This window comes from Mucilaginibacter sp. P4_C11 (assembly GCF_056402115.1).
Map to the genome: position 1 here is coordinate 48,297 of NZ_JBFUIA010000031.1, position 22,957 is coordinate 71,253.

Annotated in this window: 11 protein-coding genes; all 11 read right to left on the reverse strand. The window is 45.9% G+C overall.

Annotated elements, in window-relative coordinates:
* Positions 1-227: 227 nt before the first annotated feature.
* The 11 genes from AC1DU2_RS23990 to AC1DU2_RS24040 all read right to left on the reverse strand — a co-directional run bounded on the left by AC1DU2_RS23990 (position 228) and on the right by AC1DU2_RS24040 (position 22,922).
* Positions 228-2,585, reverse strand: a complete 2,358-nt coding sequence (locus AC1DU2_RS23990; RefSeq protein ID WP_477387481.1) for an alpha-L-rhamnosidase-related protein — start codon at positions 2,583-2,585, stop codon at positions 228-230.
* Positions 2,586-2,786: 201 nt separating this feature from the next.
* On the reverse strand, positions 2,787-3,815 hold the full coding sequence (locus tag AC1DU2_RS23995; RefSeq protein ID WP_477361276.1) for a LacI family DNA-binding transcriptional regulator: 1,029 nt from the start codon (positions 3,813-3,815) through the stop codon (positions 2,787-2,789).
* A gap of 137 nt (positions 3,816-3,952) precedes the next feature.
* Positions 3,953-5,185, reverse strand: a complete 1,233-nt coding sequence (gene fucP / locus AC1DU2_RS24000) for an L-fucose:H+ symporter permease (protein WP_477387483.1) — start codon at positions 5,183-5,185, stop codon at positions 3,953-3,955.
* A gap of 121 nt (positions 5,186-5,306) precedes the next feature.
* The gene (locus tag AC1DU2_RS24005; protein ID WP_477387485.1) at positions 5,307-8,264 is read right to left on the reverse strand and encodes a galactose-binding domain-containing protein; all 2,958 of its coding nucleotides are present in this window, start codon (positions 8,262-8,264) and stop codon (positions 5,307-5,309) included.
* A 326-nt stretch (positions 8,265-8,590) separates the two neighbouring features.
* On the reverse strand, positions 8,591-10,873 hold the full coding sequence (locus AC1DU2_RS24010; protein ID WP_477387487.1) for a GH92 family glycosyl hydrolase: 2,283 nt from the start codon (positions 10,871-10,873) through the stop codon (positions 8,591-8,593).
* A gap of 103 nt (positions 10,874-10,976) precedes the next feature.
* Positions 10,977-11,639: an SGNH/GDSL hydrolase family protein gene (locus AC1DU2_RS24015; RefSeq protein WP_477387489.1), complete on the reverse strand. Its 663-nt coding sequence runs from the start codon at positions 11,637-11,639 to the stop codon at positions 10,977-10,979.
* Between the two features lie 503 nt (positions 11,640-12,142).
* Positions 12,143-13,339 (reverse strand): DUF4185 domain-containing protein, encoded by a 1,197-nt coding sequence (locus AC1DU2_RS24020; RefSeq protein ID WP_477387491.1) that lies wholly within the window; start codon positions 13,337-13,339, stop codon positions 12,143-12,145.
* A gap of 34 nt (positions 13,340-13,373) precedes the next feature.
* Positions 13,374-14,531 carry a prolipoprotein diacylglyceryl transferase gene (locus AC1DU2_RS24025; protein ID WP_477387493.1) on the reverse strand — a complete coding sequence of 386 codons (1,158 nt, stop codon included), beginning with the start codon at positions 14,529-14,531 and terminating at the stop codon, positions 13,374-13,376.
* A gap of 402 nt (positions 14,532-14,933) precedes the next feature.
* Positions 14,934-18,053, reverse strand: a complete 3,120-nt coding sequence (locus tag AC1DU2_RS24030; protein WP_477387495.1) for a SusC/RagA family TonB-linked outer membrane protein — start codon at positions 18,051-18,053, stop codon at positions 14,934-14,936.
* A gap of 36 nt (positions 18,054-18,089) precedes the next feature.
* Positions 18,090-19,799 (reverse strand): RagB/SusD family nutrient uptake outer membrane protein, encoded by a 1,710-nt coding sequence (locus tag AC1DU2_RS24035; RefSeq protein WP_477387498.1) that lies wholly within the window; start codon positions 19,797-19,799, stop codon positions 18,090-18,092.
* 27 nt (positions 19,800-19,826) lie between these two features.
* Positions 19,827-22,922, reverse strand: coding sequence for a SusC/RagA family TonB-linked outer membrane protein (locus tag AC1DU2_RS24040; RefSeq protein WP_477387500.1), 3,096 nt, complete (start codon positions 22,920-22,922; stop codon positions 19,827-19,829).
* Between the last annotated feature and the right edge of the window lie 35 nt (positions 22,923-22,957).

The window sequence follows — 22,957 nt, forward strand, 5'->3', positions numbered from 1 at the left end:
CAGGCCTATACCCTTAGTTACCTGAACAAAAAGCTGTAAATAATTTATCGGGATCGAAAATTCGCACCCGGCAGGTAAAAAGGATGCCCGGACGGCAGAAGAACACGGCTATAGTGGGATGCCGGAAATTAAGGCTTGCAATATAAAAAGCCGCTAGGTACGCGGGAGCGCACTGCAAATGTTTGAATAAGAAGAGCCCCAAATTAGAGGCCCTTCTCACCTATCAATTAAATAACAAAAGAATTGTTGCCCGCTTTTAATATATATTGCTTTGCCTTCCACACCAGTATGCCGCTGGTTGTATGCGGTAAATTGACATGTATTTGCCAGTGGCCCTTTTCAAATTTATAGCCGGCAAAAACCTTTCCGTTTGGATGGGGAATTTCGCCGCTGATATCCTTCAAAGTGCCTAAATGCGGTTCTATCTTTATTTTGGCAAAACCCGGCGCATAGCTATCGATACCTAAAACCGTTCTGAAAAACTCAATGTTGGGGCTTGCTCCCCAGGCGTGACAATCTGAACGGGTAGTGTTCACATCAGAATACTCGGCCCAGGTAGTAAGGCCCATGGCTATATTCTGGCGGTAAATACCCATCCAGTTCATGTAATCGTTACCCAAACCTGCCTTTACCAGCGCCTGGTTAAGGTAATATTTAAAGTAAACCGAGCATTGGGTTAAACTGGTGTCCTTAAGCAATCCTTTCGCCACCGCAGGTATGTAGGCGTTGCCCACCGTGCCGGTAAGTATGGCCAAAGCATTAACATGCTGCGAAAAGCCTTTTCTTTCCCTGGTATCGGCATACAATTTTCTGCCGGCGTCCCAGTATTTACGCTGTATGGTAGCCTTTAGCTGGGCGGCTTTTTTATTGTATAAAACGGCATAGTCATGCAAACCTATTTTGGCTTCCATTTCTGCCGCCCATTGGTATGCCCATAGCAGTTGCAGGTCATAAATAGCGGCGCTGCCATCTTTGCCTTTCACCTCGCCCCACATGTTACCGGCCCAGTCAACAAACGCCCAGTAAGGGGTGTCTTTTAACGAGCCATCGGCCTGTTGGTATTTACTAAAAAAATCGAGTACGCCTCTTTCGCCCTGCAGCTTATTCTTAATAAAATCGTTATCGCCACGGTACATCCAGTAATCATGCAGCATACAGATATACCATAACGAAAACGTAGATATCACCTGTGTACCTCTTGATGGATAGCAACTGGCAGTTACACCTTCGGGTAAGCGCGAATGGTCCATCTGGTTAAGTGCATTGCGCGCCAGCCGGTTATCGCTGGTGTTGTAGTACGATATCATGGCCTGTATACGTGTATCGCCAATGTATTGCAACTGCTCGTAATACGGGCAGTCGGTATAAGTTTCCCAGGCATTAAGCCTTACGGTGCGCCAGCCAATATCCAGCATTTGCTTCATTTCGGTATTATCCGTATTCAATACCGATGCGCGTTTAAAAGGATAACCCGTAAAAGTGCCGTACAGGTCATCAACTACCAATGGATCGTTCTTGGTTTGTATGATGAGCCTAATGTAACGATAGGTGCGAAAATTAAGCGTGGTGAAGGATTGCCCCTGGCTACCATCGCCAATCAGGCTGTCTATCCTGGCTACAAACTCCTTGCCCTCCACATCATTACGGTTACCTTTAATAACGCCCTTGCTGCCTTTTGCGTAAAGTGACTCGGCGTAACCGAGCGATATGCCTGCATCCTTGCCGCCGCTAAAATTTAACGTTACATAGGCATTGGTTTCAAAAGTTTGATCGAGCACCAGCGTAGCCGTAGTGTTTGCGGGGATGGTTAACGGCGTCTTTTTTTCCGGAAAGCCTGGCGCAACGGTTACACCATCTGCTCTTCGCAATTGAACAAGGCGCTGGTAGGTCATTTCCCTTGGGGGCAGGGACGATGGCACCAATGCCCATTCTATGCCCCAGGCTGTGCCTTTTAGCCTTCCGTCGGCCACTTTAACGGCGGCAAACCAGGCGCTGTCATCGTAACCAGTGGCCGTCCAATCGCCTTTAACGGCCTGCCGCATATCAACCATCTCTCCCCTGCTGGCAGCAAAAAAATACCCTGGTACAGGCTGATGCCCTATATCGCGCATGCATTTCCAGGTATTGTTGGTGTTTAATATCTCTTCCTTCGCCGAATTACCCTGTAAAATAAAACCTGTGCGTACGCTTATTTGCGCCGCGGGGCTGTATTGGGCCTCATTCCAAACAAGCGCAGCTATGGTGTTTTTCCCTGCCGACAGATATGGTGCCAGATCAACCGTTTCATAATTCCAATAATAGGTATCGCCCCGTGCCGGCCCCAATGATATTAACTTACCATTAACATACAATTTATAACGGTTATCTGCTGATATGTGCACGATGAAAGTTGCGGGTTTACCGGCAACATCAATGGTTTTACGAAAGTAATAAATGCCGTAGTTTACGCCATTGTCGCCAGGCAAAGCTATCCAGGCTGCATTCCATTGCCTTGGGGCGGCATTGCTAACCGACGATTGCGCATGGACGTACTCTGCCGGCAATAAGCCCAGGGCAAATACTATGGTAACAAAAAAAAGTTTCATTATGGTTTATCTGATTGATTGAACAATAATATACATTTACTGCATAAAAAACAAAATAAATCGTTTTAGCATTAAATTATATTTTGACGGGAAAACCACTGCATAATACAGAGGGTAATTACCCGGCACCGGTTTAAATCAGGCGTAAAGCCAACACAAAGGCTTTCATTTAAAACCTTTGTGTTGGTGAGCCGGTAAAATTCAGACGGCGTTTTTTAGCGACGAGTTCCTGATTTTTAAATCCGTTTTCAGGATAATCGATTGCAGCTTAGGCGATGATGAGCGGTCGTTAAGCTTTTCTAACAACACGGTTATCACATTATCAGCTATTTCCTCAACCGGTTGCGCTATGGCTGTTATAGGCGGCGAGTGGAGTTTAAACACATCGTAGTCATCAAAGGAGATAACAGCTATATCCGTGGGTGCTTTAAGGCCCATTTCATGCATGATCTTTAATCCGCAGGTGCCTATATGGTTGGTGCCGAAAAGGATGGCGTCTACGTCGGGATTGCCTTTAAAAAAATCGCGAAGCGGGCCCATAATCTGCTCTTCATCCTGGTTAAAGACGATCTCTTTCACAATCGTTGGCCTAAGTCCGTTGCTTTTCATAGCGTCCTGGTAACCCCTTACCCTATCCATCATTTGGGTTTGGTGCGATGCGAAGGTTACAAAGGCTATATTTTTAAATCCCTGATCCATTAAATGCCTGGTGGCATTATAGGTACTGAAAAGATTATCAACCTCAATAATATCGGTTTTAACTCCGGGCAGGTGCCTGTCGAACAAAACCACGGGCATCCCATCTTTTATCAGCGATTCAATATCCTCTTCTATCCCCTCAGGCGGAGCCATGATATACCCATCTACATGCCTGTCGCGAAACATGTTAATCAGGTCCTGGGTTTTGCTGGTATCATTATCGGTACTGCAATAAATAATTTTGTAGCCGTTTTTGTAGGCACGGTCTTCAATCAGGCGCGCTATACTTGCAAAGAAGGGGTTGGAGATATCTTCAACCATCAACCCAATGGTATTTGATTTGCCGGTTCGTAAACTTTTGGCCAGGGAGTTTGGCTTATACCCTACTTCGGCCACATATTTCATCACTTTTTCAACCAGGTCGGCACCTATACGTTTTTCCTGGGCCCGGCCGTTTAAAATAAAGGATATCGTAGTTTTTGATACGTTTAACGCGTTCGCGATATCAACGATAGATAATTTCTTTTTCACCCGTTTATATTAGTTATTTCAAATATCGGGGAATATATTAAATTATAAGAGTATAGCCAAAAGTTAATCGATTTATTTTGATAGTAAATCGATTAACTGAAAAGGATTTGCCCGAAAAGTACAAATGAAATTGGCCTCTATGCCGACCGCTTATTTAATTTTGGATAGCTAAAACCAAACGCAAATATAACAAGGTAACAAATAATAGGCAAATAATATGCAGTAGCCACGTTGTGGTTGGCGATAAGGCCCATTGCCAGTGGGAATAAACCACCGCCAACAACGCCCATCACAATAAATGATGATCCTTGTTTCGTTTTAGCGCCCAGGTCTTTAAGTCCTAAACTAAATATAGTAGGGAACATGATACTAAAAAAGAAGTTGATAAATAGCAATGCGATGAACGATGGCCAGCCAAAGCCTTGCGCCACGATTATACACATGATGACATTGGCACCGGCAAATATAGATAACAACTTATAAGGTTTAATAAAGCGCATCAAAGCTGTGCCTGCAAAGCGGCCTATCATCATCATTACCATACTACCCGAGAAAAACAATGCCGATTTTGAATCTGAAAAATGCATTACCTCGGATCCGTAATTTATGAAAAATGCCCAGGTGCCACCTTGCGCTGCCACGTTAAATAATTGTGCAACTACGGCAAAAAGAAAGTGTTTTTGCTTAAACAGCTTAACATCGGCCTCATCGGCCCCAGCTACTGCATAAGCGTCATCGGCAATAACATGAGGATCTATCACCGGCGGAATTTTGATAAAAGAAAAAAATACTGCGACTGCTGCTACAACAAATCCAATGATGATATATAAATATTTTACAAGTACAAGGTCATTAGAATGCTCTTGACCTCCTTTTAATATCAAGCTGCCAATAACCGGACCAATGACACCACCTACCCCGTTAAAAGCCTGAGCAAAATTTATTCGTTGGTCGCTGGTTCTTTGATCACCAAGTGCTGCTATAAATGGATGTGCTACAGTTTCTAAAGTAGCCATCCCGCAGGCCAATATGAATAAAGCAATCCTAAAAAAGGTAAATGACTCGGAATTTGCGGCCGGAACAAACAAGAAAGCGCCTATTGCATAAAAACTTAGCCCCATTAATACGCCAGCCTTGTAGCCAAACCGCTTCATAAATAATCCGGCAGGAATACCCATAAAAAAATACGCGTCAAATATGGATAGCTGAACATACGCCGACCGCGATTTTGATATATGCAATACGTTTTGAAAATGTTTATTTAAACTATCGCCAAGCGTCATGGATACGCCCCACATTAAAAACAGGGAGGTTACAAATATTAATACCACAAGGTACTTGCGTTCGGTAAATTTTGCTGGAATGCTCATTATTCAGGATTAATCAGTTTTTCGATTGGTGGCCGTAAATTAATTGAAATGTTTGAAAATGTAGGATACTAAATCGATTTATTTTTTGTTTGATTTTACCAGATTGATACCCGCCTAACATTTACTCTATAGGATCGTTATAAGGCTGTACCAATAATTCCGGGCTATCGTTACCCAATACATCGGCATCAAACTCTATTTTAATGCTTTTCGACTCGCCCCGCATCAAACTAAAATAGTTATCGTTCATCAAGGCCGGTAATATCTGCTCGCCGTTGCTTTTCCTCACCGCCTGCGCCCGTATAGCAAATGCTGCCGCCGGGGATGATGCCGGGTTGGTAATAGTGGCATTGATATAGTATTTGCCATCGGCCTTAGTTATTTTCGAGGTTATTTTCAGGTTTACTTTGGGCAGGTTGTTGAGCGCGGTAAAATCGGTACGCTTGTTGCCACGCCAGTAAAAGTTATCAGATATCAGTTTACCTACTTTATCGGTTAGTTTTAGTTTGATAAAGTGTACCTCGCTTAAACCGTTGCTTTTAGGCTCGCCGCCATACACTTCAAAATCCCACAGCGAGTAACCCCAGCCCGAGCCACGGTGTATGCCCTGCATTTTAACATAGCGGGCCTTGGTTTCGTCAAAAGTAAGCTGCTGTACGCCGGTGTGGCCATCCTCTGTTTCATACACATCGCGCCATTGTTTGGCATCGTTGGATACCTGGATTTTAAAGGCTTTGCCATAAGCTTCTTCCCAGTTTAGTTTTACACCGTTCACTACCTGTTCGCTGCCCAGATCAACATAAATCCACTCATTGTCGTTTTGCCTGCTGGCCCAGCGGCTGCCGCTGTTGCCGTCGGTTGCCAAAACGGCTTCCATGTTTTCAAACGATGATGCTACAGTAGGTTTGTTTAATGCCAGGTTGGTATGCTCTTCTTTAAAGTTGATGGTAAAGCAGTTTACAGCCGCGTTGGCAATAGCATCTATTGTTTTGGTTTGATAGTAATCGCTTACAGGTTTACCGTCGGTGTTGTAAACCACCACTTCGGCTGTCAGGTCGCTCACATTACTGCCTGTGGTATTAATAACCTTAACCGAGTTATTTACCGGGTTCCATTGAATGTGTAGCGGCTCGCATGCTTTTTTGGCTCCCCAGTAGGCGCCTGTGAGGTCGTAATAATAATCATATGTTTGCCATACCAGCGATGGGTAGGCCGATTGGCTCATCCAGGTCATGATGCCCGATGCATCTTCCCACATGTTATCTTCCCAGCCCTCGTACATCGCCTTATTGGTTTCGATGTTGAGCAGCTGCGCTTTGCGGCAATAATCCTGAATGCCGGTTGCTGTACCATAGCGTTTGTTAATACCATCATCATACCTGTCCGGCCCGGCATTGCCTGCCGATGGACCAAAGAAATGCAGGTTCCACATTTCGTTACGGGGCCAGAGCTTGTCCTTAGGCATAAATTTTTTAAAGCTGTCGTAATTGGTAAAAACAGCAGTACCAATCTCGCTACGCAGGCCCCAGCCCGGCGATCCGCCAAAACCATTCGGAAACCGGCTGAAATACCAACGGGGGTCAAAGTTAGTCCAGGGGCCGCTGCCGGTTAAACTGCCGGCGTGCGAGTTGGGTTGATAACGCCTGTCGCCCCCATCATAATTGCTGATATCTTCGGCCAGCCAACCGTTTAATGGCGGCATGGGGGTGCCTTCGTTATCGCCGCACCACATGGCTATGGACGGGTGATTGCGGAAACGTTTAATTTTCTCAATGGCGTTAACATTAAAATTATTGACATCATTGGGCAGGTTGGGGATAGAGTTGAGCCAAAAATCGTCCCATATCATCATACCGTATTTATCGCAGGCATCATAAAATTCATCATCGGTGGTCGATCCTATCCAGTTGCGCACGATGTTAAAGTTCATTTCCCGGTGCAGCTTTAGCTTGGTATCGTACCCGTTGCCGCGGCAGCGCAGCATGTACTCGGCCATGCCCCAGTTACCGCCTTTTAAAAACACTTTGGTACTGTTTACAAAAACATGCAGCACATTGCCTACGGTATCGTAACTATATTTTTTGATGCCGAATTTGATGGTCTGGCTATCAGATACCTCATCGCCCAGTTTAAGGCTTAGCTTGCAGGTGTATAAATTGGGTTCGCCATAACCGTTTGGCCACCATAGTTTGGGGCTGTTGATGGCTAACTGCTCAAAGCGTTTTTTATCCAGCTTAATCTCCGCAGTACTATTACCGCCCACAAAAACCTTTTGCGAAAACTCAATATTGCCCGGCTGAATAGTGCCTGTTAATACCCCGGTTTGAAATTTGGATGTGCTGTTTTTTACACCGACCGCTATCGAGACATCGGCCCTTGCATTGGTAGGCAATTCGGTGCGGATCCAGGGATCCTGTAAAGTAATGCCGCCCGTATTGCTCAGGTATACCTTATCGGTTATGCCCGAATTTAATCCCGGTACATAAGGCATCCAATCCCAGCTGGCCGATGGGATATAGGTTGGGCTTGCATAATTAACCAATGGATTAATTGGGCAGTACACCAATACGGCTAAAACGTTTGAGCTACTTTTGCTCACTAAACCCGTAACATCAAAATTACCGCGCTGCATAAAGCCATCCAAAACACCAATTTGTTTACCATTCAGGTAGATCTCGGCTTTGCGGTTGATGCCCTTAAAGTTTAACCAGATCTTTTCTTTGGTATAACTTGCCGGGATATTAAACTCGGTACGATACCAAAAGTTGCGATCGTATTTGGCTTTATCAACCTTGTAAATATTATCGCCAAAGTTGGGGTCTTTCTCCAGCCCGGCTACCACGTAGGCATTAAAAACGGTACCCGGTACCACGCCTTTAACCCAACTGCCTGCATCGTAACCGGGTTTGTAAATATTGGCGCTATCGGCACCTACTTCGGCCTGGGCTTTTACTTTCCAGCTGGTTTGCGGGTTGGCACTGCCGAGGTAAACCATATCCTGTGCCGATGCCCCGGCACAGGCGGCAACACAGATCATGAAAATTGATCGCTTTAAAAACGGGTAAAAATTAAAAGGCATTATGTGGTGATATTTAGTTTAAAAAGAAACGTTATTGCGGGTTTTAAAATCCGGGGTTCTGAAGGGAAAATGATATACTAAAGAGCGCTGTCATGCTGAGCCTGTCGAAGCATCGTGGGCAAAGGCATCTACGCGCGACCCTTCGACAGGCTCAGGGTGACAGGCCCGTYCGCCTCAAAAACATAACATATCAGGGGTAACTTGTCGAAGCACGCGGGCAAAGGCCTCTGCGCACGAGTCTTCGACAGGCTCAGCATGACAGGCCCTCCCACCTCAAAAACCCAAAACATCATGGTTAAGCAAGAAGTGATAACGTTCATTTTTTTTTAGTTTGATGTTTTTTTTGAAAGCGAAAACGGTTTATCATCAGCAGCCAACCCACGATTCATGTTAGGCTTATCCCCCATTTCAAAACGGAGGATACCGCCGGCCATAATATCGCCGTGTTTAATAAAATTGTGCGTATAAGGCTTGCCGTTGAGCGTGGCCGATTGGATGTACACGTTTTGCTTGCTGTTGTTATTGGCCTCGATGATGAACTTTTTACCGTCCTCCAGCGTGATGGTCATTTTTTTGAAGGCGGGGCTGCCAATCACATACTCATCAGTGCCGGGGCAAACGCTGTAGATACCCGCCGCGCTCAGCACATACCATGACGACATCTGGCCTTCGTCCTCATCGCCGGGGTAGCCATTTTCGCCGGCATTGTACATTTTATCCATCACCTCGCGTAAATGCTGCTGGGCTTTCCAGGGCTGGCCGGCGTAGTTATACATGTACAACAGGTGATGAATAGGCTCGTTGCCCTGGGCGTACTGGCCCATTTTAAAGGCGGCCATTTCGGTCATCTCGTGAATTACCTGGCCGTAGCCTCCAACTTTAATGGTACCCGGCTCAGTAAATACGGAATCGATCTTATCAGTAAAATTTTTATCGCCGCCCATCAGGTTAATCAAACCCTGCACATCCTGGAAAACCGACCAGGTCCAGTGCCAGGCGTTACCCTCGGTATAGGGGCCGCCCCAATCCATCGGGTCAAAGGGCTCTATCCATTTGCCTTTGGCGTCTTTGGCACGCATAAAGCGTGTTTTGGGGTCGAACAGGTTTTTGTAGTTGTACATCTGCCTGCCAAATACGTTTTCATAGTAGGCATTACCTGTTTGTTTGGCCAGTTGGTAACCGCAAAAATCGTCGTAGGCAAACTCCAGTGTCCAGGCGGTTGATCCTTGTGTTTGAGGTGTAAAGGGGACGTACCCATCGGCAAAATACTCTTTCCAGCCGGGCCTGCCGTTGGCGCTACCCCATGGGCCTTTGTTGGTAGCTTCGTGGTAGTAAGCAGCCAACGCCTGCTTTGGATCGAAGGTACGGATACCCTTAACCCAGGCATCCGTTAACAACGATATCGAGTGATTGCCCAGCATCCCGCCCGTTTCGGCCGGGAACGACCACGCCGGCAACCAGCCGCATTGCTGCTGGGCATCTAAGAGGGCCTGCACATACCGCCCCTGCATTTTAGGATGGATGACGGTATTCAGCGGAAATTGTGCCCTAAAGGTATCCCAAAAGCCATTGTCGGTATACATATACCCATCGTGCGTTTTACCATCGTATGGACTGTAGTAATAAGGCTTACCATCTTTACCGTACTCAAAAAACTGGTGCGAGAACAGGTTGGCGTGGTACAAACAACTATAAAAGGTGGCCTTATCATCCTCAGTAGCGCCTTCAATTTTCATGCGGCCAAGCAGCGTGTTCCAAACCACATCTGCCGCTTTGCGGGTATCGTCGAAATTTTTGTATTTACCTAATTCGGTTTGCAAGGTAAGTTCGGCCTGTTCGGGGCTGATGTAGGATGATGCTACTTTGGCCTGCACGGTTTCGCCATCCTTAAATTTGAGGTAAGCGCCAATACCATCACCTTCGGCAGTTAAGTTTTTGGGCGATAGCTGATCTTTTTTGTTTTCCCAGGTACCGTAAGCGGCAAAAGGCTTATCAAAGGTGATTACAAAGTAATTTTTAAACCCCTCTGGCGCCCAACGGCAATTGTTAACCCAGCCTGTGATCTTACGTTCGCCTGGGATTATCTTCACCATGCTCATTTTGGTATAGCCATCCAACACCAGGTAAGCGCCATGCCCCTTGGGGAAGCTGAAGCGTAAATGTGCCCCGCGCTCGGTCGGCGTCATTTCGGTGGTGATATTGTTATCCAGCTTTACTTTGTAGTAGCTGGGTTGGGCTGTTTCGTTTTCGTGTTTGAAGCCGGCAGCGCGTTTATCTTCATTAACAACCAAATTACCGGTTACAGGCATCAGCGAAAACACGGCGTAATCATTAACCCATGAACTGCACTGGTGCGATTGCTGGAAACCACGGATGGTATGTTCAAAATACTGGTACTTCCAGCCGTCGCCGTTTTTGCCGGTTTGGGCAGTCCAGGTGTTCATGCCGAAAGGCAGCGCTGTGGCCGGGTAGGTGTTACCGTAGCTAAACTCGTATTTGGTATTGGTACCCTGCCGGGTGTTTACGTATTTAACCAGGTTATCGTTTTGCGCAAACAGCGCATTGGCCCATAAAAGCGCCGGAACGCATGTAAGTAACCGTATTTTCATTTGGCGTATATAACGTGGTTTATGCCGCTGATGGATATCGGCACTTGATAAGCAAATATAATCAATAAATCGATTTAGCAAAAGATTAATTAAAAACCTTATTCTATTTGAATAAGGTTTTATAAAACAAATCGGCCACAAATTTATTCCCCTCGTCGTTCAGGTGTACGCCATCCTTGGTCAGGATGCCTTCGCCTTTGTTGGTGGGGTTATTTTTAACGTTATATTCATGAAACAGGGTGCGGAAATCAAAAAGATCGCAATTGTTTTGTCTGGCCAGGTCGCGGATGATGTTGGAGTATTTGTTCAGGTCGCCATCAAGCTCGTTGCTGTAATCGGTTTTCTCGCCCACGCTGGCTGGCGTACATACAAGTACTTTGATATTTTTTGCCTGTAATTTTTTGATAAGCGCCGTATAAAAGCGGCCAAACTTATCCCAATCGGTACCTGTACCAAACATGCGCTTATGCCATACATCGTTCACCCCTACCCAAATCACTACCACATCGGGATTTTTGGTTAATACATCATCTTCATAGCGGAGGTATAAATCATATATCTTATTACCGCCAATGCCTGCTCCGGCAACTTCATAATCCTGCTCCTTTTTTTCGGCTTTAAGGCGTTGCTGAATCAGCGTGATAAAACCGTTGGGCTGTACAGCATACTCGGTAATAGAATCGCCAAAGAATACCACTTTGGTTGGCTTTTTAGTTTGAAAACTGCACAGCATGATAATGCCGGCAAACAGTAAGAATTTTTTCATTTGGGTTAGCTAAATTGATTTAGCGAATATATAATTTTGAGTTGCAAGTAGCAAGAATGAAAGTTGTTTAATTTTTTTAGGATAGAAATACGATTCGTCGTTTTAAATATTTTTTCACAACGTATGCTTTGAGTTTTCTCGTCCCCGCGGGGAGAGCCGCTGAAGCCACATAAAAACATGGTTAACACATGTTAACCATGTTTTTAACACAATTAATTGATTACAAATGATTTAAGTAAAAATAACTCAAAATTGTGTTAACCTTTGTTAACCATGTTTGCTTACGCTGCGGCCATTTTAATAATATTAAGGGGACAGTAGATTTTAAAAATCTTCCGTCCCCGCGGGGTCTCTCAACGAGGACCCTGCGATGTACAATGTCCTGTCCGAAACTTAATGCCGCGTTTGTGCGAGGTGATCGGGTACCTCAGTATCCTCTACGAGAGACCCTGAGGGGACAGTAAAATCTTGATACTTGATACTAACTACTTGCTACTAAAAAACTACTTCCCCCCAATCTTCATCCTGATAAACCTTGGCCTGTACAGGTTGGGCTTCTTCATCAAATCGGGGATGAAATCAACGGAGTTAATGTTATAGCTAATCAGCAGTTCGCCGGGGGCGGATAGGCTTGGATGTGCTTTGGCGTTGTAAACTACAAAGGTTTTCTCTTCCAGGTCGGGTTTGCAATCCCATATCTTTATTACCGGGCCAAAGGGACCATAGGGTGTCGCCCCTATGCGCATACCCACATTGGTGCTCATGCCTCCTACCTGGAAAATGAGGGCATAACGGCCATCAGGCAGCGCGGTGAGGCTTAGTTCATTGGATACACTATTGGTAACATCGGCTACCTTGTTCATGTCTTTTATCCAGTTGGTGCCATCGTAAAACCACCACCTGTCAAACTTTTCAAAGTCTTTTGGCAAAACGCGGGCAACCATCAAATTTTTGCCTATGCCGCGCACCCCGTAAACGTAAACGTAACCATCGGGTTTAGGTGCGCCGGCTTTTGTGGTATTCACATAAATGCCAGCCCCGAACGACCCGATATCGCCTTTTGCATCCGTGAGGTAAAATGGCGTATCCATTTGCTTAAGGTCTTTATACGGCGGCTGCGATCCTGCGGGAATTTTTATCAGCGTGTTACCAACCTCCCTGAACCCGAAGGCGCCGGTGCCAACATTACGCACCCTATAGCCAAAAATATAAATGGCATTATTCAATTCCTGGTTTACAAAGCCATCGCCAAGCCAATAGTAATCGCCTGCCGCGGTTTGGGCAGTGTGTGGAATGAACAATGATTCGGCGGCCCCTGCCTTATCAGCATCCCAGGAAAACTTCATTTCGGTATCGGCAGGCTGGTTGCCATGGAGTACGGCCACCGAATTATGGATCATTTTAAAGCCCGGCACCATCGTGCCGTTTTCTATTTTGCCAATCATCGAATCGCTGAAGATAAACAGGATCTTATCGCCGGCCTTCGCCGGCTTGTTTTCTACTCCGTTTAACGGGATAGTATAAATCCCGTCGCCTCCAAACCAGCCTGCTTCGCGCTTTAACAGGCTGCTCCAATCGGGGGCCGCCTCGACAGTGAAATTAAGATCGGTAAGATTTACCGTTTTACCATCGGTTTGTGCTATAGTTTGCAGGTTTGCTGCAATGCAAAAAAACAAGGTGATGACTGCAAAGTTTCTCATAGAGTAATTCAATTAATAGGGTATACAACCTATGTTACGGGTTGTAGCTTTCCCAGTTTTTAGTTTTTATAATTAAACATACAAAGCCAACCAGGCCGCCAACTACCATTAATAAACCAATATAGCCGGCCTGGGTAAAGTTCATTCCAAAAATTTGATATTTTGGGTTAATGCGGATCAGTTCGATCAAAAACCTTTCGCCGCCGTTGAGCACCAGGTATAAAAAAAACATGAAACCCGGTTTGATAATTTTATTCCTGAACACCCACATCAGCGTAAAAAACAACAGGCAAATAGTGGCCTCGTAAAAGGGTGTGGGGTACACGCCATGTAACAATTGGTTGCAATAATTGCCGGCACAATCTGGTATTGGAAGGCCCGCGTTAATGGCATTGTGCGGATAGGTGAACGACCACATCCACCCCGGTATTAAACCTGGCTTAGGATGGCTATTGATAATACCCCAATCGCCATCACCGGCAAGCTGGCAACCTATACGGCCAATGCCGTAAGCCAGCATCATACCCGGCGAACCGATATCTGCCAAATGCACCAGCTTCATCCCTTTTTTATGGCCAATGTACAGGTAAGTTAAAGCGCCAAATATCAATCCCCCGTAGTAAGAAAAGCCGCGCACGTTGAATAAAGTACCCAAGGGGTCGTACCTGAAATTACTCCAGTGTTCCACCGTGTCAAATAACTTGGCACCAATAAAGCCAAAAAAACCTACCGAAAAAACAATAAGCCCCATCAGCTGATATGGATGAACAGTTTGCACCTCTGCTTTAGGCTGTTCCAGTTCCTTTTCCTTTTTATCTGCATAAACCCATAAACCAAATACTGCACCGGTGAGTATGCCCATCACCAGGTTGCCTTTAACCGATAGCAGGTACCCTTGTGGGTTGGCGCTGAACACCGTATAGTTAAACATGACCCCAAAGGCCTTGAAGCCTAATAAAAAGCCAGGAATGGAGTTGATACTGATTTCGGCAACAGATGCCCGTTCTCCTACCACTACGTTACGGGTAAAAGCTTTAATTTTATCCAAGGCTTCGTACCGTTTAAACTCCGAGCTAAATACAATATACGAGAACAAAAAAGACAATGCCACAAACAAGCCCAGCGTTTGAACAGGAAACGTAAAATTAATACCGAACAGGTAATAAATGAGGTGGCCTATAGTTGGAAACATTGCACTAATTTAATTATTAAATGATTCCATAACCAAACAATATATCATGGGCAGCTGTGAAACTTCACGAAACTCCGACGGAGAAAATTACACATTAAATAGCGTTGTCATGCTAAGCCTGTCGAAGCATAGTGGGCAAAAGGCCTCTCCGCGCGACCCTTCGACAGGCTCAGCATGACAGGCCTGCGTATTCGAAATTATAACACGTCATGGGTAGCGGCCTGAACGCTGGCCACTACTCACCCCGGCTACGCTGCGCTGGCCGACCCTCTCTCCGGCTGCGCCGCAAAGAGGGTATCAACATATTTTTTTAAGCCCTCTTTGCAACGAAGTTGGAGAGAGGGCCGACGGGCGCAGCCGAGTCGGGGTGAGTCTTCGCCGACATGGCTTCACCACCCACTATTAAAACCCGGCCTGGATACCAATATTAAGTACCCGTTGGTTAATGTATGCATCGCCCGCTGTATTGGTGGCTACCTCAGGATCCTGCTGGTATTTTTTAAAGTTTGTCCATGTAAACAGGTTGTATGCGCTTAAGTAAATACGGGCATTATTAATTTTAAAGGGCAGCAATTTGGTAGGCAGCTGGTAACCCACATCAATTGTTTTTAAACGGATATAATGCGCATTGATAAGCCAGTAATCCGAAAAATAAGATGTAGGGCTGTTAACTGATGTAGGGTTGGTAGTTAGCCTCGGGAAGTTGGCAGTACCAGCGGTTGCCGGTGTCCAGCGTTCCTGGTGAATGGGCTGAAACTGGCTTTGAAACGGCTCGATACCGGTGCCCAGCACCGCGAAGCTATAGTTAAACGAACCGGCAAACAGCGCACTGATGCTGAATCCTTTGTACACGGCCTGCAGCGACAAGCCCAGCGAGGTATTAGGCAAATTGGGATTGCCAATTGCACGTTTATCAAACACATTAATGATGCCATCGCCGTTCAAATCCTGGTAACGCAGGTCGCCGGGTTGCAGCGGCAAGCCGTTATCGGGCACTGCTATAGGGTTACCCGCGTTTGATCCGCCGTGGGCAGCCTGGTAGGCGTTAATAGCCGATATATCATTAGCCGTGTAATAACCCAGGTAATGGTAGCCAAACTGCTGCCCTATTGGTTTGCCTGTTGAAGCCAGCCACGGATAGGCAGGCGATGCCTCATCCTGGAACAGGATTTTGTTTTTGGCGTATGAAAATACCAGGCCCACATTGTATTGTACTTTTCCTAAAGTGCTGTGGTATGATATCTGCCCGTCAAAACCCTGGTTGCGGGTTTTACCGATATTTACCGCAGGTAAGGCCACACCAATAATTTCGGGTACGCTACCCGGCACAATCAATTGGTCGTAACGGATATCGTGGAAAAAGTCGATAGTAGCCGAGATCTTATCGTTAAACAAGTTCATATCCAAACCTACGTCGGTTTTTTTGGCACGCTCCCAAACTACATTGGCATTACTAAGGGCATCTTCGTAAATGGTGCCATAACCTTGCGGCGTTTCGTTAAAATAATAGCCACCGCCTTGTTTATAAACCTGGTTGTACACGTACCGGTTACCTGGCGCCGCATCTGACCCTACCAGGCCGTAGCTGCCCCTTATTTTGAACAGGCTGAACACCGGGAACTTTTCAGTAAAAAACTTCTCTTTCACCAGGTTATATCCTGCGCTTATCGCCGGGAAGTATCCAAACCGGTGATTGGCAGCAAACCTATCGGTACCGTTGTAAGCAATATTAAATTCCAACAGGTATTTCTGCTTATAATCGTACCCTAACTTACCGGATATCCCCTGGAATTTTTGCGGCACCGCGACCAGCGAGGCATCCAGCAGCGACTGCGCATTGTAAGTTTGCGATGTTTGGTTAAACAACAGCAAGCCGGTTACATGGTGCGAATTGCTAAAATTATGATCGTAATTGGCATATAGCTGTACATCATAGTTGTTGCTGTTGATATCGGTATTACCCGTAAGTGCGTAGGGTGTATACACATAAGTAGCACCCGGCCTTAAAGCATATTGATTAGTTGTTGGATCAAAGTGATAAGCCGGGATACCGCCATTAAAAATTTGCTTGGTAAACTGCTCAATGCTGGAGTATGCAACCCTGCCGGTTAGTGATAAGCCTTCGGTTAACGCATCCAGTTTCTGGGTAGCGCCAAACAGGAAATTAAAGTCGGTACGGCGCGAGTGCTGGTAGCCACCGGTTGCCAGCCTTGCATTCAGCGTTGGCAAATGCTCGGGGTTAAACGGCGAGTAAGCATAGGAGTACGAACCATTAGGGTTGATGTAGGGCGCGGTAAATGGCGTCTCTTTAGTAAAATTATAAATCTCGCCCACGGCATTCTCGTTATAAGGCTGATTCAAGTCAGAAAAACGGGTGGTTACATCCAAACGAAGATCTAACGTTTTGTTGGCTTTTAAATCGAGATTGGAGCGGAAGTTATACCTGTTGAAATAATAGTTGGTGTTTACCAGACTTTGCGGATCGGCAAAGTCACGCACCAATCCATTTTGTTTCAGGATACCGCCTGAGATAAAATACTTAAGCGCGTTGTTACCGCCCGATATATCCAGGTTGGTATTGGCCTGGTAGGTATTTTTCTTGAATATCTTGTTGTACCAATCAACATCCGGGTGCCCGTAAGGATCGTCTCCGGCCTTGAAATGGTCGATATCTGCCTGCGTGAATGGCTTGTTGAGCCCATCGTTACCATAGGCCTCGTTAATTAATACTGCCGAGTTGTATGAATCTAAAAAGGTTGGCGTTTTGGTTGGTGCCTGTAAGCCGGTCTCGACCCTTAAATTAACTTTGGGAGCCCCGCTTTTACCACGACGGGTAGTTACCACCAATACACCATTGGCACCTTTAATACCGTAAATAGCCGTGGTTGAGGCATCTTTTAATATCGAGATGCTTTCAATTTCGTTTACGTTGATCTGCTGCAGCTGGTCATAACTATACTGAATATCATCAACAATAATTAATGGCTGGTTACCTGCGGGGTTTAATGAACTTACGCCACGGATATAAAAGTCAGATGCATCCTTACCCGGCTGGCCCGATGCCTGCTGCGAGAAAAAGCCCGGCAATTTACCGGTTAAAGCATTTTGCACGTTGGCCGTTGGCACGGTACGTATATCAGCCGCCGAAATGGAACTTACGGCTCCTGTGTTGGTAGGCCTCGATCTTTTGCCGTACCCTACTACCGCAACCTCATCCAGACCGTTGCTGTTTGTTTGCAGGATAATATCGGCTGTGTTACCGTCCTTAAACGTATAGGTTTGCGGTATATAGCCGATGAATTTAACAATGATGCTGTTTGACTGCCCTTTAAGTGTAAGGCTGAATTTACCGTTGCCATTGGTAATTACCCCGTTGGTTGGCAATCCTTTTTCAACCACTGATGCGCCCGGCAAAGCGCCGGTAAGGTCGCGCACGGTACCGGTTACGGTTTTGCTTTGCGCAAATACCACCACCGGGAGCATGGCTATTATTATTTGAAAGAAAAGTATGAATTTTCTCATAACTGCTTAATTAATTTGGTTAAATTGATTGAAGGATTACCATCCGGGATTTTGTTTCATATTCGGGTTCTTTAACACTTCATCATAGGGTATAGGGTACAGGTACATAGCCGGCTGATTAAATTTGGTATCCAGCGCTGTAACTATATTGTAGGTTAAACTCGATCCTATTTTATTGATAGACATACCTTTCAATGGCTGGTTCATGACCACATTGGCTGTTTTCCAGCGGCGGATATCCCAATAGCGGCTCTCTTCAAAGGCAAATTCTATCCGGCGTTCGTTGTGGATGGCATCGCGCATCTCATCTTTGGTCATGCCTGCTTTTAACCCGTATAAGCCATTGCCACCTGCTGCTATGCCTGCCCGTTTGCGGATGCTGATTATATCGTTATAAACATCGCTGGTGGCGCCGTTTACTTCGTTTTCAGCCTCGGCATGCCCTAATATCACATCGGCGTAACGTATCACCAGCCAATCGGCATTATGGCCCTGAAAACTGTTCGCATTTTCTTCGTTACCCATAAATTTGCGCATGTAGTAGCCGGTTTTAGTTTGCTGCAGGCTGGTGTTTGGCTTGCTTTGGCCACCCTCATACAGCTGCAGGTCGCTGTTAAGCCAGCGGGCACCATTATAAAACACCGTATAAGTAAGGCGCGGATCGCGGTTTGCGTACGGGTTATTGCTGTCGTAGCCCGATGCCGGGTCGGTAATAGCCAGGCCGTTACTCATCGGGAAAGCATCTACCAGTTGCTGGCTTGGGCTGGTTTGGCCTTTGGCAGCCGCGCCCGGGAAACCTATCGGTGCGTTGGCAGTTTCAATCCCGTTATCAGACCCTGTTTGCCTTATCAGGATCATTTCGCTGTTATTCTGGTTCAAAAACACACCCTTAAAATCGTTCGGTAACGAGTATGCGCCCAGGTTCATGACATCCTTTGCCGCCGCCGATGCCGCTGCCCAGCGGGCCAAACTATTATCGGTATAACCGGTAAGCGGGTTTGCAGCATCAATATTACCGCCATTAAATAATGGGCTTGCGGCGTATAATAACACCCTTGCCTTTAAGGCAAGCGCGGCGCCCTTGGTTACCCTGTGCGCATCGGCATTGGGGTTATCAACCGGGGCAGTAAGCAATGTATCTTTAATGGCATCACACTCGCTTGTAATGTATTTAATGCAGTCGGCAAATGAGTTACGCGGCAGCGATACGTTATCGCTTATAGTAAATACTTTATCGCCAAGCAATGGCACACCGCCATAGCGTTTTACCAGTTCAAAATAAAACAGCGCCCTTAAAAAGCGGGCCTCGCTTTTCCAAACATACTTTTGCGAGTAGCCTTTGTATTTAGCCATCACCGGCACTACGCCAATGTTATTCACAAAAATATTGGCCTTGCGGATGCCTGCATAATAGTAGGCCCAAAGATTTTCATCGGCAGGAATGGTGTAGGAGTTGTATGCGGCTGTACCCAAAATGGTTACCTGGTTTGTTGGCCCCGATGCCGATGACATAGCATCATCAGATGCGGCATCCAGGTAATCGCCGCCTACCCGATTATGACCACTTTTCATTACCGGGTAAATGCCATACAAAAATTCCTGCGCACTGCTGCCTAAAGAGTCCTTAGGGTCAAACACATATTGAATGCCTACCTTATCAACCGGAAATTGCTCATATTTTTTACAGCCTGCCAGTATTACCAAAATGAGTACGGCCGCTATGTGTATATTTTTAATTCTCTTCATGATCATAATTTTAATGTTGGCCAATAATTAAAGCTTAATGTTTATACCTGCATTAAACACGCGCTGTATGGGATATGCCAAACCATACACCTCAGGATCCACGCCTTTGTAGCCGTAAAATGTGTACAGGTTTTCGCCATTGGCAAATACCCTGATGCCCGATAATCTTAGTTTGCGTGCCCACTCCAGCGGCAGGCTGTAGCCTACTTCGGCATTTTTAAGCCTCATGTAATTTGCCGACCGGATGTACAGTGTTGATAGCAAACCATTGTTAACATTGCCGGTTGATGATAAGCGCGGCAGGGTAGCTATATTAGCTGTTTCTGGTGTCCACCTTCCGGTTAGGGCATCATAGCCCTGGCCCAGGTAAATGTTACCAAACTGACCAAGGCCGGCAAAGCCGTTTACCAGGTTGTTGTTGTAAATAATCTGGTGGTTGGTAACACCCTGCATAATTACGCTCACGCTGAAACCTTTATAGTTAACACCAAATGATAAGCCGTAATAAATTAAAGGTTTGGTATTGGCTATGGCCGATTGATCAAACTGGTTAATAACGTGGTCGCCGTTAAGGTCTTTGTATTTTACATCGCCGGCCTGTGGCGTGTAGCCAACTGTGGTGGCGCTGGTGGCTGCATCCTGCTCGTTTTTAAAGAAACCTAAAGCAGTATAGCCAAATATTACGTCGTTTGATAAGCCGGTGCGCCTTAACCATGGATACGGCGCGGGCTCTTCATCGCTGAATACATTGGTTGATGTTTGCCGCGTTGCATTAGCTGTAATAAAATAATTTAAATTACCGGCATGGTCCTGGTAGGTTAAAGTAAGCTCGGTACCTTTATACAACTTCACGCCAATATTCTCGGCCGAGTAGGTGGTTCCTAACAAGGCTATACTATTGCCACGGGTTTGTAACAGATCATAGTACCTGTCATGAAAGTAATCAGCAGTAATTTTAAAGTGATCTTTAAACAGGGATATATCGGTACCAATATCCAGTTTTTTGGCGTTTTCCCAACGGATGTAGGGGTTAGCCAGGGTATTTTCGTTATAGCTTTGAATTACGCTGCGGGCAGTACCCAGTGTATAGGGATAGCCGATTGACGTACCATAGGTTTGCAAAAAGTTGTAGTAACCAAAATTATCAACATTGGCATTGCCGGTTTTACCATAAGTAGCGCGCCATTTCCATGAGCTTATCCAGCTAATATCTTTTATAAAACGCTCCTGCCCCATTTGCCAGCCTAAGCCAACGGCGTAAAACATGCCATACTGGTTACCGGGCGGATACCTGTTGTAGCCGCTGCTGTTGGCCGATGCTTCAATAAAGTATTTGCCATCGTAGTTGTAACCCAATTTGGCTGCCCTATTGGTGGTAACACCAGATAAGTCATAGTTCAATACAACCGACCGGGTATCATATAACAACATGCCGCTTACTGTGCCTTTTCCAAACTGCCTCTCGTAATTTAAAGCGGCCTGCGCAAAAGAATACCGGGCGCTTGATACCGTGGCAAAGCCGTTTGATTGCGATATTGGTGTACCCACAGCCGAGTATGAGCTATCTTTGTTAAGCAAATAGGTATTGTTTTGCAGCGACCGGTTTACCAGGCCCTGCGATTCAAAGGCCAGGTTGCCCTTTAGTTTTACCGAGAGGCCTTTTGTTACGCTGCTTAAATCGTAATTAAGATCGAGATTGGCCATTACATCGTTACTGTTGGTGCGCTGGTAGCCCGAAAACTGCGATTGCGATAACAGGTTATTGGTAAACAACGTAGTACCGCCGAATGATCCGTTAGGGTTATAAACCGGGTAGGCGTTGTTAGGTGTATTGTACAAAGTGTTCAGGATGCCCGAGTAGCCTGTTCCCGGCTGGGTAGCCTGTTGAATACGGCCAAACAATTGCAAATCAACCGTAAACTTTTTGGTAACGTTTACACTCAGATCCGAATTGATAATGTAGCGGCTAAGTTCGTTGTTGGTATTATAAGTTGCAGCTGGCGAGGTTTTAAACATGCCCTGCTGATCCATATAGTTTAATGAAACACTGTATTGCGCCACGCTGCTGCCGCCGTTAACGTTGAGTTTGTAGCTGCTTATTGGCGAACTGTTGCGCAGCAAGGTATTAAACCAATTTACATCCGGGTGATGAGCAGGATCGGTATGGTTGCGATAGGCGTTAAAGTCATCGGCGGTGTAAATAGTTGGCTTGCCATCGTTTTGCAGCGCCTCGTTATATAAATAAGCATACTGGTAGGCTGGCAGCGGTTTCGGCAGATCCAACGGGTGTTGCGAACCAACTTCGGCCGTAAACGAAATGCGGGGCGCCCCTGCCTGGCCATGTTTGGTAGTGATCAGTAAAACACCGCGCGAGCTGTTGATACCCAGCAAAATGTTTGATAAGGCATCCTTTAAAACCGATACCGACTCGATACTTTCCGGATCGATAGAAGAGATTTCGCGCTGTACGCCATCAATGATAGTTATAGGCGTTTGTCCGCGCAGCGATAAACCTATTTCGGTATTATCATTTGCCGAGTAGTTGTTGTGCTGCACCACGTTGCCAATAAAATCGGCCACGGTTTGGGTGCTGGTTTGCGGGCTGGCAAAGCCACTGTACTGCTGCGTGTACAAGCCCGGCAGCTGCCCCGGCAATGCATGGGTATATAACGATGCCGGTGTGGTTGTAAGCTGGTTGGTATAAATGGAAGCAACCGACCCCAGGTTTGCAGCTGCCTTTTTGGTGCCGTATAACACGTTTATCGTTTCGGGCACTTTTAAATAGGTATCAAGCAATTTTATGGTGACAGGGCTTTTGCTGCTGATGTTTACCTCGCTGGTGTAATAGTTAAGCATGGTAAATACCAGCTTATCGCCGGTGACAGCGTTAATCTCGAAGCGACCGTCTTTATCAGTAAAGCTGGCATCGGTTTTACCCTTTATCATTACCTTAACCCCGTTTAAAGGGTTGGCATATTCATCAAGTACAACCCCGCTTACCCAACCAGGATGGGTACTACCCCTGCCTGTGGTATCCTGCATAGCTGCGTACCCGGTTTTTACCAGCATAAGCATCAATATGACGAAACCTGTAAAGCATTTCTTTAAGTAGCAATAAGCCATAGTATAAGATTTAAATTGTTGGCAATAATTAAATA

What these genes read in the sequence shown, in the direction of transcription:
- AC1DU2_RS24005 (WP_477387485.1), bottom strand. Translation starts at nt 8,264, where the DNA reads ATGCCTTTTAATTTTTACCCGTTTTTAAAGCGATCAATTTTCATGATC.
- AC1DU2_RS24020 (WP_477387491.1), bottom strand. Translation starts at nt 13,339, where the DNA reads ATGAGAAACTTTGCAGTCATCACCTTGTTTTTTTGCATTGCAGCAAAC.
- AC1DU2_RS24030 (WP_477387495.1), bottom strand. Translation starts at nt 18,053, where the DNA reads ATGAGAAAATTCATACTTTTCTTTCAAATAATAATAGCCATGCTCCCG.
- AC1DU2_RS24015 (WP_477387489.1), bottom strand. Translation starts at nt 11,639, where the DNA reads ATGAAAAAATTCTTACTGTTTGCCGGCATTATCATGCTGTGCAGTTTT.
- AC1DU2_RS24025 (WP_477387493.1), bottom strand. Translation starts at nt 14,531, where the DNA reads ATGTTTCCAACTATAGGCCACCTCATTTATTACCTGTTCGGTATTAAT.
- AC1DU2_RS24035 (WP_477387498.1), bottom strand. Translation starts at nt 19,799, where the DNA reads ATGAAGAGAATTAAAAATATACACATAGCGGCCGTACTCATTTTGGTA.
- AC1DU2_RS24010 (WP_477387487.1), bottom strand. Translation starts at nt 10,873, where the DNA reads ATGAAAATACGGTTACTTACATGCGTTCCGGCGCTTTTATGGGCCAAT.
- AC1DU2_RS24040 (WP_477387500.1), bottom strand. Translation starts at nt 22,922, where the DNA reads ATGGCTTATTGCTACTTAAAGAAATGCTTTACAGGTTTCGTCATATTG.
- AC1DU2_RS23990 (WP_477387481.1), bottom strand. Translation starts at nt 2,585, where the DNA reads ATGAAACTTTTTTTTGTTACCATAGTATTTGCCCTGGGCTTATTGCCG.
- fucP (WP_477387483.1), bottom strand. Translation starts at nt 5,185, where the DNA reads ATGAGCATTCCAGCAAAATTTACCGAACGCAAGTACCTTGTGGTATTA.